The sequence below is a fragment of the Aporhodopirellula rubra genome (assembly GCF_014192335.1).
In the GTDB taxonomy this organism is placed as follows: Bacteria; Planctomycetota; Planctomycetia; order Pirellulales; family Pirellulaceae; genus Rhodopirellula; species Rhodopirellula rubra.
Genome location: NZ_JACHXU010000007.1, coordinates 13,070 through 28,184 on the forward strand (window position 1 = coordinate 13,070; position 15,115 = coordinate 28,184).

Sequence of the window (15,115 nt, forward strand, 5' to 3'; positions counted from 1 at the left end):
CTAGAGAGCGACCGGCTAGGGCAGTTGCGGACCGCCCGTTGCGAAATGGTTCGCTCGGCGATTAACATAATGTCATGCTAGGACCTGTATTTAACCGAGAAGCGTCTGTCGCCCCCAAGCGTTCGTCAACCTATTTGGCTCGCGGAATTTATCTGTTGACGCTGTTCCTGCTGCTGTGCACCGGGTATCTGGTGCTCGATGGCTCGAGGTCGCTGTTCGCGAACTCAGATGCCGCCAAATTCGGCGGCTGGATGTTTCGCTTGCTGGCCCCATTGGAACTTGTGATCCTCTCAGCACTCGCAGCAATTGGTGCTGCCAGTAACGTGGCCCAGGAAAAAGACCGCCGCACCTTGTTGCTGCTCTTGATGACTCGATTGTCGGGTTTCGAGATTGTCGCCGGCAAAACAGCCTCGGCGTTGCTCACTCCCCTGAGTCTGCTGATCGTTTCGTTGCCGCTGTTCCTCACCTTGCCTCTACTCGGAGGCGTCGCACCGAGTCAGGTATTCGCGGTGTTCCTTGTGATCGCTGTCAGCGTCGTCGTCTCCGCCGCCGTCGGTACGGTTGTCGCATTGTGGCGAGAAAAGACGTTCCAATCGATCGCGTTGACGTTCCTCGTGTTGCTGCTGTTGGTCGCCGCCGGAGAAATCCTGGCCAGCACATCGCTGACCGATGCGGCTTGGGCGACATCGATCAGTCCACCGCGTGCACTGATCGCCGCCACGAACACAACCTCGAACGTGTTGACGATGTTGCGGTCGGGTGAGGGATGGTTCGTCATCTTCGGCAGCCTTGTGTCCGTCATTGTGCTGGCAATCGGGATTGCCAAAGTCCGGGTGTGGAACCCTTCACGCGAAGTCCGACTGAAGGCTCCCGAACCGGAAACCAGCGAGGAGTATCTTCGGGACATTTCGGCCGCCGAGAGACCTGCGGAATTGGCGGGCGAAAACACCATGGCAGCGAACCTTGCGAGCAAGCCCGCCGAAGGGCCCATGTCCTGGAAAGTTCGCCAACCACGTCACGTTTGGGACAACCCGATTTTGTGGCGTGAGGTGAGGACCTGGGCGTACGGAAGAAAAATCATCTTGATTCGCGCAGTCTTCGTTTTGATTTTTGCAATCATCACGGGTGCGATCGCGTACCAAATCCAAAGTGGCGTGGCGATGGAACCGTCGGGCCGAATCGGGCGAGCCTTTCCTGCGGTGACGATTCCAATGGCAGCGTTGGGCGTGATCAGCCTCGTGTTGGTCAACGCATTGGCGGTCACGTCGATCACCGGGGAACGTGACGGTTTGGCGCTGGACCTGTTGTTGGTCACGGACCTGCGACCGCGCGAGTTCATCTTTGGCAAATTGTTAGGTGTGATGTACGCGGCCAAAGAGTTGATCCTGTTGCCGATGGCTCTGATTGTGTACCTCGGTATCGCCGGCGTGATGACGTTCGAGAACATGCAGTACGCAATTTTGGCCGCGATCGGGCTTTATGTCTTCGTCACAATGTTGGGCATCCACTCGGGACTCAATTATGTGTCCGGACGGACGGCGACGCTCGCGAGTCTCGGAACGGTCTTCTTTCTATGTGTCGGGATTGCGATTTGCATGACGATCATGGTCAGTTTCCGTGGTGCGTTCCAATTACAACTGGCCCCTTTCCTGGTCATGATCCTCGGCGGTGGTGCGGCATTGTTCGCGGCGTTGGGTTGGCGTAACCCATCATCGGCGATCTTCACAGCCGCGTTCGCGCTGCCGCTGATCACGTTCTATGCGATCACCCAGTTCCTGTTACAAACCGACCACCTTTACGTGGCAGCGGCGCTGATCTTTGGGTACGGGTTCACAACGGCCGCAATGATGATTCCGGCATTGAGCGAATTTGACGTTCCGCTCGAAGTCGAACCGTCCGAAACACCTGCGGAGCCATCCGCTTGAGCGAATTGGCGGCGCAGTGGCCTTTTCTCTTGGCAATGTTCGTGTTGATCGGTGCCAGCGGTCTGTTCAGCGGTAGCGAGGCGGCTTTGTTCTCGATCCGAGACCGTGAACGCAAGAAACTCCAGCGGAGTGGTGCGGCGGGTCGCGTCGTCAACCACTTGCTCGACATGCCCGATCAACTGCTCGCGGCGATCCTGTTCTGGAACCTGTTGATCAACATGATCTACTTCGCGCTCGTCGCGATGGTATCAGCCGACATGTCTCGCCCGGGCGTGTTCACGTTCGCCGCTCTAGTCACAATCATCTTTTTCAGCGAAATGCTGCCCAAGAGCGTCGCCGTGATGACGCCGGTGCAAATCGCATTGGTTGTCGGCGTTCCGATCAAAGCAGCCGTCACCATGGTCGGGCCGGTACTGCCCGTGGTTCAGTGGGCAAACGAAGCGGCCGCGAGATTGCTGTGGCCATCATTCCAAAGCGAACCGGCAATCGACTTGGCCGACATCGAACGAGCGATCGATCTCGGAACCGACGACGCGTTGCTGATCCGACGTGAACGTGCCGCCTTGCAGGCTCTCGTTTCGATGGCGGAAACGCGAGCAGACGAAATGATGCGTCCGCGAAGCCGTTTGCTGGTTGCGACACCTCCCCTCGACCAATCGCTGCTGCACGCCGGTTCGCCTCCAGGTGGCTACATGATGGTGGCCGACCCGCGCGACGAAACCGGCGAAACGTGGGTCGGATCGGTCGCGGTCAGGTTGCTGCGACCTCAACAATTTAGTGACCTCGCCGCAGCTGTTGATCCCGTGCTGTTTGTGCCATGGACCGCTCGTGTGTCACGTGTTTATGACGAATTGGAACGGCAAGACCTCAGCGTTGCGGTCGTGGTCAATGAGTTCGGTGAAGTCATCGGCGCCCTCTCGATCGACGACATTCTTCGCGGTGTGTTAGCGAACAAGGGACAACGCGACGCCGCCGAAGATCAGATCAAACGTGTCGGTGGCGACCACTATCGCATGGCGGGCATGACGAGTTTGCGGGCACTCGCTCGCACCCTTTCGATCGACGTCCCCGAAGAGCGTGCCGCGACGGTTTCCGGTTATGTCCAGCGGCACAACGAACGCGTGCCACGGGTCGGTGATGTCGCATCGCTACCTCCGTATGAATTGGTCGTCACGGACGAGGACGAAGACGACATCTGGATCGAGGCGTGGCGTGGTCCCGAAACGTCAGGAGAATCGACATGATCCTAGCGATACTTCTCTTTGCCATCGGCCTGACCTTAAGTGCGTTCTTCAGCGGAACCGAAACGGGCTTGTATCGTGTCTCTCGGACGCGGCTCGTGCTCGACGGCCTAAGCGGTTCGTGGGCGGGACGTGGATTGGTGTGGTTGCTGAATCATCCCGCGATCTTCGTCGCCACAACCCTGGTCGGCAACAACCTCGCAAACTACATGACCAGCTTCGCGATCGTGATGTTTGTGGGCGTTGCGTTTTCCGGTGGAGCGGGCGTGGAGTTGGGCCTGACGGTGATGATGACTCCGGTGGTGTTCGTGTTCGGTGAATTGCTACCGAAGCACTTGTTCTTCCAAGCCCCCTATCGACTGCTGACGTCAACGCGATGGGTCTTGCTGACGGCAACGATTTTGTTCTCCCCGGCGTCGAGCCTGCTCGCGCTGCTCGGCAACGCGTTGCAAGCGATGACGGGACAGACGCCGTTTCGCCTGAGCCTATCGATGGCGCGCGGAGACCTAAACCGGGTTCTCCAAGACGGACACGAAGCGGGCATTTTGACCACGAGCCAACGATCCCTGGCGCAGAACATCTTTGAAATCGGCAATCAAACCGCAGTTCAATTCGGGGTCCGCCCGGATCGATTGGCGGTTGTGAACTCGCCCGTTGATTTGGCGACCGCCCGCCATCAAGCTCGCCGGTGCAACCATCCGATTATCCTGGTCCGTCGTCGCGGGCGGATCATCGGTTTTTACCGATTCTCTGACCTGATCGGCAAAGAAACCGTCCCCGAACCGCTGCCGATCGTTCGCGGTTCGCTGACCGACCGGCACCTCGGCGTCTTGCTCCGTCTCTACGATGCGAACAGCGACGTCGCCGTGCTCTACGACGCGACCGGCAACCTAGCCGGCGTGGTCACGCGCCGGCAACTGCTGCAGCCATTGATGTAGGCTCCGGCCGTCAACCGCAAGACAGCTCAACGACACCGAGACGTTCAACGATGCGAATTTTTGTAACCGGAGGCTCCGGCCTCTTGGGTAACACGATCCTTCGACAATTAGCGGTAACCCCGCACTCGTCGGCGTACATGATACGACGTGGAACCGGTGACGAAGTCTTCGAGGGCATCGATGCGGACGCGTTTCATGGTGACCTGAGCGATTGCGACCTGATCGATCAAGCGACGCAGTGGGCCGATGTCGTCATTCATTCGGCCGGCCTCATCCATCTCGGATGGAAACGGATGGAAGAGTCGATGCGCGTCAACGCCGAAGGCACCCGAAACCTAGTCAACGCATGCTTGAAAAATGGTTGTCGATTGCTGCTGATCGGCACCGTCAATACGCTCGCGGTGGGCAGTCGCGATCAGGCAGCCGATGAAACCACACCACTGAACCATGCCGGCGGCCAAGTCGAATGCAGTTACGTCGTCAGTAAACGCGCCGGCGTGGCCGAGGTTGAAGAGGGCATCAAACAGGGCCTCCAGGCCGTACTGCTGCACCCTGGATTCATGCTCGGGCCGTGGGATTGGAAACCGAGCAGCGGACGGATGATGCTGGAGGTCGGACGAAGCTGGAAACCGATCGCCCCGCGTGGCGGATGCAGTGTTTGCGATTCTCGCGATGTGGCGGACGCAATCATTTCTGCCATTGACGCAGAGATCCCCAACGGCAGGTCCTATGTGTTGGCCGGTCACAACGTGACCTACTACCAGTTGTGGACCGAGATGGGGCAACGGTTCGGACGCACGAAACCGATCATGCCCGCCGGCCCGCTGCAGCGAGTGCTGGGCGCGACAGCCGGCGACTTCATTTCGAGATTTTCACGAGGCGAACCCGACATCAACAGCGCCTCGGTCGCAATGAGCAGCCAATTCCATTGGTACGACTCCACGCGAGCCCAAACGGAATTGGGCTATCGGAATCGACCGATGTCCGAAACGCTCGACGATGCCGCTGACTGGATTCGAAGCCGTTTCCATTGACACGCGTTTCTTTCGCAATCCGCCGAAAAACACGCGAGAACAAGAAACGTAATAGCCGGCCGCTACACCCGGTGGAGCCACAGGAACTGATACGGCTCTAACTGCACGTCCTTCGCCGTCGTGATCGTCTCGCCGGTATACAGGTCTTCAAAAAACCGCCCCATGCCGGCCGTCCGCAGACGGTTGCTGTCGATCGTTTGCGGATACTCACTGAAGTTCGAAACGACGATCACACGATTGGCCGCTTGAGCTCGAACGTACGCGAGCAACTGACTCGATTCGGTCGCGATCAATTCCATTTCGAGCCCCGCGAAGGCAGGCGTCTTTTTACGGATCGCGATCAGCTTCTGCAGCGACGTGAAGATGCGTGCGCGGATCGAACCGTCATCGCCGAGTTCGTCTAAGAACGTCCACTGCATTTTGGGACGGTGCACCCAACGCGTGTCTCCCGCTTTGGCCGGATCTTTGACGAAATCATAGTCATTCAACGCTCCCCACTCTTCGCCGAGATAGATCAGTGGAATGCCACCGACGCTGAGCATGGAGGCGTTGAGTAAGAGGATACGCCGGATCGCGAGTTCCTTAAGATCTTCCCGGTCTTGCTCAATCGCTTGTTCGAGCCCCGCGAGAGACGCGAGCGTGCCACTGATCCGCATGTCGCCGGTATCGACGTTGTGTTGAAACGGAACACCTCGCGCGAACGAACCTTCGAATTGACCGGTGTAAAACGCATTGAGAAAATGCCGGTGATGGTAGGCGTTGATTCCCACCGCCGCAGCGTCTTCATCATCAAACGTCCAACCGATATCGTCATGGCAACGCAGGTAATTCACCCACGTGGTGCGCTGCGGCAGTTTGTGCCGACGGGCGAGCGATCGCTGCAGCAACTTCGTATCTCGCGTCGCCAGAGATTCCCACAACAACGCCATCAGTGTCGGGTTGTACGACGTTTGACACTCGTCTTCACCGACGTATCGAACGACTTCGTCCGGATGCACGATCGCCTCACTCTTGAAGACGAGCCCCGGCGCCGCAATTCGCGAACATGCGTTAAATGCCTGGATGATTTTGTGTGCTTCGGGCAAATTCTCGCACATCGTCCCCATCTGTTTCCAAATGAACGCGACCGCATCGAGCCGCAGGATGTCAACGCCCGTGTTCGCGATGAACAGCATCTCCGCCAACATCGCCCGGAAGACTTCGGGATTTCGATAATTCAAATCCCACTGGAAACTGTTGAACGTTGTCCATATCCAACGTTGCATTCCGTCATGCCACGTGAAGCTGCCACGCCGCACCGTCGGAAAGATTTCGCGAAGCGTCCGTTCATACTGATCCGGCATCGTCCGGTCAGCAAAGATGAAGTAATAGTCCGCAAACTCCTCGCTGCCCGATTGAGCCTGTTGAGCCCAGTAGTGATCATCCGCGGTATGGTTGAAGACGAAATCGAGCACCAAGAGGATGCCGGCTTCGCGAAGTGACTCAGCGAGTTGTTTGAGATCCTCGATCGTTCCCACCCGTGGATCGACGCTGCGATAGTTACTGATCGCATAACCGCCGTCATTGTTACCGGGCCGAACTGCGAACAGTGGCATTAGGTGCAGGTAGGTCAGACCGAGCTTTTGAAAGTAAGGAATCTGATCACGTAGACGACCAAGGTTCTCGCTGAACAGGTCCACATAAAGCGCGCCACCGACCAGTTTTTCGGACGTGTACCATCCGGGGTTGTTCATTCGATGTCGGTCGGTCTCACGGAGCGACTCGTCTCGCATCCGCCATCCGCGAACCATCGTCATGAGGATCTGTTCGAGGTGATAGAAAAAATCCCACTTGTCCCCATATAGCTCAACGAGCAGCCCGAAGAGACGGGGCCAATGCCGCTGCAAACGTTCCATTACCTCATCGATCTCGGCCTGCTCTGCACCTTCGGACTCCCAGAACGCTTCGAGCGCAGGCAGCATCCGTTGCAATGCGACAAACGCGCGAGAGTCACCCCCTCGTTTGGCAACATCTCCGGTCGTGGCGTTCTTGGTGGAATCGAGTTTCAGGGCAATCATGTCAAGTCAGGTGGATATCGCATGTTGGCGGGCTTCAATCATCTCGATCGACGCGTCCGGACGACCATTCATGGCCGCGAATCGAACGGATCGTGGTTTTGCGTGGGGAAGTTTTCCGTGACAGGATCTATCGAACGGGGAACCGAACGACACAACAGGAAGTCTCTTTTGCCCAACGGGGCCCCAACCTCATGGGCGCAGTCAACCAAAAGGATATACGTCGTGGCTGACCACTTGTCACGCGTCTAGGACAGAATCGGGTCAACTCGCCGATTGTGCGGCAGCATCGTTCGCGATTTGCGGCTGATTCTGATCCGTCGGGTTGGTGTCCTCTTTCGAGGAATCGGCTTCGACGCGGTCGTTGGGGATCCGAATGTGATTGAGGAAATCGTAGTATTCGATCCCCTCGAGAACACCTCTAGCGTGGTGCCCCTCGGCAAAATAGATTCGAGGAAGCCGACGGAGCTTCTCCAACTCAGGACTGTAATTTCCAACCACAACCCCGAGGGTAGCGCCCTTGAGCATCCCCTCATCGTTGCCACAATCTCCCGCCACGAGCATGTGCTCCGGTTCAAACCCCCACCGGTAGGCGAGGTGCCGCAACGAAAGCTCGCTGCCGCCTCGAATCGGGATGATGTCCAAGAACGATCCGAGTGACAAAATCGCGTTCACTCGCAGCCCCGCTTCACGCAGCGCCCGCCGGATCTGATCGACCGAGGGAATCACCTCGGGATCGATTCGATAGCTGATTTTGAACTCCGTTTGGTCCTTGTCTTTCTGCAAGAAAAGGCCCGGCATGTCGTCGAGAACTTCATGAACCAGTTTACGGTTCCAATGATGGGCGATCTGTTGATGCCACGATCGGTCCGGCGTGAGATCGCGACCGTAATACAACTCCGTTCCGACCGCTGCGGACAAAACATCCGGACGCGGCAATCCGAGTTCGTTAATCAAACTCATTGCCTCGCTGAGAGACCGCCCGGTGTCGATTCCAAACCCGACGTCCTTCCCGGCATGCTTCATCAGATCAACGAATTCGTTCAACGCTTCCTCGTCACCGGTTAGCGTGTTGTCCAAGTCCGTCATGATGATTCGGTCGAACTCCGGTAATCGCTTCGACGTTCGGCTGTCGGCCTGCGACAGCGCGGGCGGGGCCGACGTGTCCACGATTTCCGAAACATCACGCAGATATCGATCCACGTGATTTTTCCAACTGTAGTGTTCACGTGAACCATCGATACCTGCCTTGGACCAGGTTTCCCACTGTTCCGGTTCGGTCAAACAACGCATGATGGCGTGGTCGATCGAGTCGGGATCAAACGGATCGATCAACAAACCGTTCTGGCAGTTGGCGATGATATCGCGAGGTCCGCCGTCATTCGTTGCCACGATCGGAACCCCCGACGCTGCCGCTTCGAGCAACGTCAAACCGAACGGTTCGGTCATCGCCGGATTGACGAACACACCCTTTTGACGCGCGACGAGCCGATACAAATCGGGAACATCTGTCGGTCGGTGCGATTTCGGATACGCGACTTTGCCATACAAGTCGTACACGTCGATCAATTGCAGAACGTTCGTGATCACCTTCCGCTGCGACGGAGCGAGTTGACGCAAATCATCTCGCCCACCCATGACGAGAACAAGGTTAGCCGCCTCCTGCATTTGAGCGTTCTCGCCATACACTCGAACCAGCATTTCAAGGTTCTTTCGCTCGTCCGGCCGAGCCATCGCTAACACGATCGGCTTGTCAGGTTCCCGGAGGAACGGCACCAATTTGTCGTAGATAGGTGGCAACGGTTCCGACGGATCATCCGGGTAAAAATGAGTCAGATCGACTCCCGGTGGAATCACTTCCATCCGATCCGGTTGATAGTGATGGTAGATCGAGTACTGCTGTTCGACTTCTTGGCCGGTGCTCGTGATCACCAACGCCGCGGTTTCCAGAGCCGTTTCTTCCGCTTCCTCACGCCGCTTGAACTTGAACTTCTTCTCGAGATCCTCAGGGTTCTTCTTGGATTTCGACTTAGATGCCAAGAGCCGTTCGCGTTTAACACGACCGAGAGAGTGCCCGGTGAACGCGTAGGGGATATGCAACAAGCGAGCGAGTTGGGCGCCGGCGTAACCTGCGTCGGCGTAGTGCCCATGGATCAAATCAGGTAATCCCGTGCGACGATAGTGCCCGAGCATCTGATCGATGAACGTTTCCAAATACGGCCACAGCGCCTCTTTGCGCAGATAGCGACGCGGACCAAAAGGGACACGGATGATCTTCGCCTTGTCGCACAACACCTCTTCGACTTGGGCATAGTCCGGACCGACTCGGTCATCAAGAAGTTGACGGGTGACTAACTCGACCGACGCGACGTCGTCACGGGTAGCGAGTTCGCGAGCGAGTTCGAGTACGTATTTGATCTGGCCGCCGGTATCGGCGTCACGCCCCAATTCGGGGTCGTGCCCGCGAACAAGACCATGAAGGCTGAGTAAAGTGATTCGGAGCCCGTCGTTGTCAGGCGATTGCATATCTGATTTTAGGGGTTAACGAGTCAAAGGTTCGAAACGGTCAAAGATTCAAGTAGTCGAGGATGGCAAACGATAGAAGTGCGGATCGTCACACGTCGCTCCCTTGAGGGAGCAAACTTTCGACGCAAACGCGACCGCATCATGCAGCGAATTGGTGAAGGGACGCCCGGTCAAAATGCCATGCATCACGACGGCGGCGAACGCGTCACCCGCACCAACCGGATCTTCCATCTTCTCCGGTTCCGGTGATCGGACACACAACGGCTCGCCACAACCGGGCGTGTAACAAAGAGCGCCTTCGGCTCCGAGGGTTACGAGCAACCCCGATAACGCGACCTGATCGTTGTCTTTTTCAAATGCACGGCCCGCGGCCATCGTTCGCTCGACCGGATCGCCGCTGCCCTCCCGTCCGAGTTCGCTCAATTCATCGAGATTCAGTTTGATAAACGAAGCCGACTTCCGGAGTTCGTCGAGGATTGTTGATTCGTAGTGCGGGGCTCGCAAATTAACGTCGAAAAACGCACTTGCACGAATGGGATCGTGCAAGATCGAGTCACGCATCTTTGTCAGGGTCGACCGGGAACGTTCGTCACGAAACGCGAGCGAACCGTGATACAACAGCGCGGGTAAGTCCGCACGATGAGCCGCCGCCATGCGATCGCTAATCATTTCAGACAGTTTGTGGGAAGGCATCGGGATTTGGTCCCACGCCACATCGCGAACAATATCGTAGCTGGGCTCACCGTCATTCATCGTCACTTGGACGGTCCCCGTTACGACACCCGGCAAGACCGCAACACCTCGGGTTTCCATTCCGAAGCTCTTCATGCGAGCGATTATTTCGTGGCCGAGTTCGTCGTCGCCGACGGCACTGATGAACAACGGATCAACGCCGAAACCTGCAAGGTTCCAAGCGACATTCAATGGTGCCCCACCAAGAATCCGTCTACCGCCATCTTGCTCTGAAAAACAATCCCACAATACTTCCCCTACGATGATGGCGGCGGGCGAATCAGACATGGTCGTATGGGTATCCTTCGTTGTAGTAGCCGGATCAGACGACGCCGCGTGCGTGGAAACGCATCCCAACGTGAACGCCTCCGTCGCCCGCGATGAACCACCATCATAACGCCCCGGAAGTGCTCAGCGAACCACTCGGATCCGAACCAAACAACCTGAACTAATTAGTAAAATTATGATTTCAACCAAGCGGCCACGTGTTTTCGCAACCGATCTCGATGGCACTTTCATCCCGCTCGACGGCGACAACGAATCCAAAGTGGCTCTGGAGCAAATCCGAGGCCAATTGGCGACCGGCGATGTTCCGTTCGCTTACGTTTCCGGTCGACACCTCGAATACATCTTTGAGGGAATCATCGAGTACGGCCTCCCAATTCCTGATTACATTTTGTGTGACGTCGGAACCAGCGTCTACGAAAACACCGCTAAGGATTTGAACCGCCGGGACGGTTTGAACAACGCCCCGACGCAGGAAACACTCGCAGCGAGTTTTCGCCGAAGCGACAATTTCGATGCCAGGTTGGACCGAATCATCGGCGACACCGACATCGAACGTGTGCGCCGCGAGATCGGTGATTTGCCGAAATTTCGGCTGCAAGAAAAATTCAAACAGGGCCGACATAAACTCAGTTACTACGTCCCCGCCGAATCGCTCGACGAATGCACGGCAAACGTTCGAACGTATCTCGACGAGCGGTCGCTGCCCTACGGCATCATCAGTAGCGTTGACCCTTTTAACGGAGACGGCCTCGTTGACGTCCTTCCTAAGGATGTCTCAAAAGCCTTTGCGTTGAATTGGTGGGGCGAATCACAAAACTACCAAAACGATGAAATCGTATTTTGTGGCGATTCAGGCAACGACTATGCCGCACTCGTCGCGGGATACCGGGCCGTCGTGGTCGGCAACGCGAGCCGCACTCTCGCCGCGAGCGTGCTTGACGCTCACGAAAAAGCGAACTGGAACGATCGACTCTATCTCGCCGACCGATCGAGTACCGCGGGTGTGCTCGATGGGCTCCGGTGGTTCGGATTGGTAGACGCCGACAACGACGACAACGCCGCTGGCGAAACCGAGCAATCACTCACACGGCACTGGGGAGCCGTCCCTACCGGTTTCCAAAGCACTCGTTTTTCGGTGTTCGCGCCGGCTCATGAAAAACTTTCACTTGAACTCTTCGACAACAACTCTTCCCAATCTCGATCGCCGGATGCGGGTGCCTCACGTTGCATCGAGATGAATCGGGACAGCGATGGTTTCTTCACTGCAAATGTGACGCCCTGCCACGTCGGCACACAGTACCGCATTGCATTTGACTCCTCATCGACCGACCTGGCACCTGAGCCACCATCGATTCCCGATCCTGCGTCGCGATACCAACCCGAAGGCGTCAACGGCGTGTCCGAAGTAGTCAGCAATCAATTCGCGTGGCGGCATGACGATCAGCGCCGCGCCGACCGCGTCGAGGAAATGATCATCTACGAACTGCACCTCGGTGCGTTCACCGCAGAGGGCACCTACTTGAGCGCCATCGACCGACTCGACGAGTTGGTGGACTTAGGTGTGACGGCAATTGAGCTGATGCCGATCGCGCAGTGCCCAGGACGATGGAATTGGGGATACGACGCAACGTACTGGTTTGCTCCGATGAGTTCCCTGGGCACACCGGATGATCTACGCCGCTTCGTCGATGCAGCGCACGCCCGCGGCTTGCACGTGTTCCTGGACGTTGTCTACAACCACCTCGGCCCCGAAGGAAACTACTGGTCAATGCTGGGCAACTATCTTTCGGATCGACACGGCACGCCTTGGGGCGCCGCTCCCAATTTCGACGATGGGCCCGAAGCCGCCGCGATCCGCCGGTTCGTCATCGACAACGCGATCTATTGGCTCGACGAGTTTCATCTGGACGGACTTCGCGTGGACGCGATTCACTGCATGAAAGACGACAGTGAGGAGCACATCACGCGACAATTCGGACGCGAAGTTCGCCAGTGGTCTCATGCCAACAATCGACGGATCTGGCTCATCGCGGAAACTAACGTTTACGACGCGTCGATGACGGCGCCGCTTGAGGAAGACGGTTGCGGGTTCGACGCGCAGTGGGGCGACGATTTTGCTCACGCGTTGTTGGCATGCGTTCGTGCCCACGACCAGTTAACGGTCCGCCGGTACCAACCCCACGTGGACCTGGCCCGCGCCCTGCACCGTGGATTTGTATTCCAAGGCGATGTCCGTGGCGACCGCGGGCGAGAGGAGATCTCGGTCGCCACCGCCAAACGCGTTGACACGTCGAGTGTCGTGTACTGCATCCAAAACCACGACTTCATTGGCAATCACCCCCTGGGGCAACGGTTTCACCAAATCACTGCACCGGAGACACAAGCCTCCGCCGCCGCGTTGCTGATCTTGTCGCCCGCAATCCCGATGCTGTTCATGGGTGAAGAGTTCGCGTGCGAGCACCCGTTTTCCTTCTTCGTGGATTTCGGCGACGAATCGCTGCGTCAGGCCGTCGTCGAAGGCAGGCAACGAGAGTACCCGCAACATGACTGGTCAGGCGGAATGCTTCCCACCGAAGAAGTCGCGTTCGACTCCGCGAGGATCGGCCATGCCGAAGACGGCAACCGCGCTATGCGAAACTGGTACCGTGACATCATTCGCATTCGCAAACAACACGTCGACTCGGGCCTGCTCTGCGTCGATCACTGCACGACGGTGACGGACGGTGACCGCGGCGTCTACGCTCTAAAGTTCAGCCGTGACGACGAGCATCTGTTTGTCGTCAGCCGACTCGCCGAAGCCACCTCGGGGTCTCGTCCCCAGGACGATGCGATGCACGAACACGAGTTGGCCGAACTACTCGGCGTGACGGGTGGACTGCCGCCTCGCATCCTCGACAGCCGGAAGGCCGTTGACGAATCATCCGATGACGCGTTCCGATTGCATCCAAATCACGCCGTCGTTTTTGCCTCGACGTAAAGACTGAAACGCTTCGTCAGGCGTGCTGTTGCCTCATTAGTAATGGACGCGGATTGGCGAGTGCGGGAGCGGGCGAGCGGAGCATCGGAGCGGGCGGAACATCCGGCGGCCGGAGCATTTGGTGATGCGGTGCGTGCGTTCGTTTCGTTGATGCTGGCTGGCAGCCTGCACTACGGGGAGGTTAGGGGAGCGTCGTAACGTCGACGTATCGATAGCCGCCGCCGTTGCGACGGACGAGCCGTTCGAGAAACGTCCCCGACGTTGGCGGACCGGTTCCGAACTGGATCGCGTGGATGGTCGTCCCTGCATTTTCGGCCCGGCGGGTAATGTCATCGAGTTGCCGTTCGGACATCGTCTGGATTTTGGCGTCGGTGAGAAAGAAGATCACGTCGGGCGCCATCCGCAATGCCATCCGCAGTGCCGCCTCGTGTTCAGTTCCGCCGATCGCCGTGGTCCGCCGCACGAAATCTTTCGCTCGCTCGATCGTGGCCTCCTCGCCAAGAACCAGCCCCACCCGATCGCCATGGCTGCGGAAGACCTCCGCGGAATCGTTGTAGAAAATAATCTGAAACTGCTGCCTCTCGGTTAACGTGTCGAGGCTCCGAATCAGCTCAGCCTTCGAGGCCCGTAGCGGAGCGGATCCGCCGGCCCGCATGCTTTCACTGCGGTCAAAGACATAGACAAACGTACTGCCTGTCCCGGAAACACCGAACACCTGAGTTGTCATTTTGCCGGCTCCTCGCCCCGACTTCGCCACGCCGGGAACGAGCTCGTGATCCCCGAGCTGATCGACCGAACGCCCATCAGCGAGACGAATTCGGCCGTGAACGAGCGAACGAGGCCCACCTGCGGCGTCTCCGGATTCGGAACCGTTTTCCGTGCCGCTCGCATTCCCGACCCCCGTCATTTCCGCCAAAATCTTAGACAGATCGATCGGCGGTTTGATCCCCGTGGCTCTAGCCGATCGTGCCGATCCACCCGTCGATGTCGAGGATCGATCGCTCCGAACCGCGTCGGCATCGGCATCCGAATCGGATTGAGGTGCGGCCGGCGCGACTGCCGCGGCGGCGTCTTCGTTCGTCGCGAGCGTTTCGGTTTTTTCCTCGGATTCAGTGACATAGCGGGTCCGATCCGGCATCCGATGGGCGATCGCCATCCCGACGCTGCGGACGTCCGGTTCGGGCGTGGTTCCCAATCGAGGGCGAGATGAAATGAGCCAAACCATTGCCAACAAGACCACCGCATGCACGCCCAACGATGCGAGCATCGCAGGCCAACGGGGGCGGGTGTCGTGAGGCAGATGTTTGGGCATCGGAAATCAACGCGTTGACGGGACCGGACAATCCCGAAAAACCGTCATTGACGTCGGTTTTCAGAACCTCCTCCGCCGATTATTGTAC

General features: G+C 57.8%; 9 protein-coding genes. 5 read left to right on the forward strand and 4 right to left on the reverse strand.

The window, feature by feature from the left end; translation table 11 throughout:
* Positions 1 to 74: 74 nt before the first annotated feature.
* The 4 genes from FHS27_RS11225 to FHS27_RS11240 are packed head-to-tail and all read left to right on the forward strand — an operon-like array spanning position 75 to position 5,138.
* Positions 75 to 1,925 carry an ABC transporter permease gene (locus FHS27_RS11225; protein WP_184305058.1) on the forward strand — a complete coding sequence of 617 codons (1,851 nt, stop codon included), beginning with the start codon at positions 75 to 77 and terminating at the stop codon, positions 1,923 to 1,925.
* Positions 1,922 to 3,169, forward strand: coding sequence for a CNNM domain-containing protein (locus FHS27_RS11230; protein WP_184305059.1), 1,248 nt, complete (start codon positions 1,922 to 1,924; stop codon positions 3,167 to 3,169). The genes FHS27_RS11225 and FHS27_RS11230 overlap by 4 nt, the downstream gene beginning before the upstream one ends.
* Complete coding sequence (locus tag FHS27_RS11235) at positions 3,166 to 4,104, forward strand: CNNM domain-containing protein (protein ID WP_184305060.1); 939 nt, start codon at positions 3,166 to 3,168, stop codon at positions 4,102 to 4,104. Before FHS27_RS11230 ends, FHS27_RS11235 begins: the two co-directional genes overlap by 4 nt.
* Before the next feature lie 50 nt (positions 4,105 to 4,154).
* The gene (locus tag FHS27_RS11240) at positions 4,155 to 5,138 is read left to right on the forward strand and encodes an NAD-dependent epimerase/dehydratase family protein (RefSeq protein ID WP_184305061.1); all 984 of its coding nucleotides are present in this window, start codon (positions 4,155 to 4,157) and stop codon (positions 5,136 to 5,138) included.
* A gap of 62 nt (positions 5,139 to 5,200) precedes the next feature.
* Here FHS27_RS11240 and FHS27_RS11245 read toward each other — a convergent pair whose 3' ends face one another.
* The 3 genes from FHS27_RS11245 to FHS27_RS11255 form a co-directional block, all read right to left on the reverse strand.
* Entirely contained in the window at positions 5,201 to 7,195 is a 1,995-nt protein-coding gene (locus tag FHS27_RS11245; protein WP_184305062.1) for an alpha-amylase family glycosyl hydrolase, read from the reverse strand.
* Between the two features lie 261 nt (positions 7,196 to 7,456).
* On the reverse strand, positions 7,457 to 9,718 hold the full coding sequence (locus tag FHS27_RS11250; protein WP_184305063.1) for an HAD family hydrolase: 2,262 nt from the start codon (positions 9,716 to 9,718) through the stop codon (positions 7,457 to 7,459).
* Positions 9,719 to 9,766: 48 nt separating this feature from the next.
* Positions 9,767 to 10,738 carry a carbohydrate kinase family protein gene (locus tag FHS27_RS11255; RefSeq protein ID WP_184305064.1) on the reverse strand — a complete coding sequence of 324 codons (972 nt, stop codon included), beginning with the start codon at positions 10,736 to 10,738 and terminating at the stop codon, positions 9,767 to 9,769.
* Positions 10,739 to 10,913: 175 nt separating this feature from the next.
* On the opposite strand from FHS27_RS11255, the gene FHS27_RS11260 reads away from it, so the two are divergent.
* Positions 10,914 to 13,715, forward strand: coding sequence for an HAD-IIB family hydrolase (locus FHS27_RS11260; protein ID WP_184305065.1), 2,802 nt, complete (start codon positions 10,914 to 10,916; stop codon positions 13,713 to 13,715).
* Between the two features lie 181 nt (positions 13,716 to 13,896).
* Here FHS27_RS11260 and FHS27_RS11265 read toward each other — a convergent pair whose 3' ends face one another.
* Positions 13,897 to 15,027: a VWA domain-containing protein gene (locus FHS27_RS11265; protein ID WP_246419551.1), complete on the reverse strand. Its 1,131-nt coding sequence runs from the start codon at positions 15,025 to 15,027 to the stop codon at positions 13,897 to 13,899.
* Between the last annotated feature and the right edge of the window lie 88 nt (positions 15,028 to 15,115).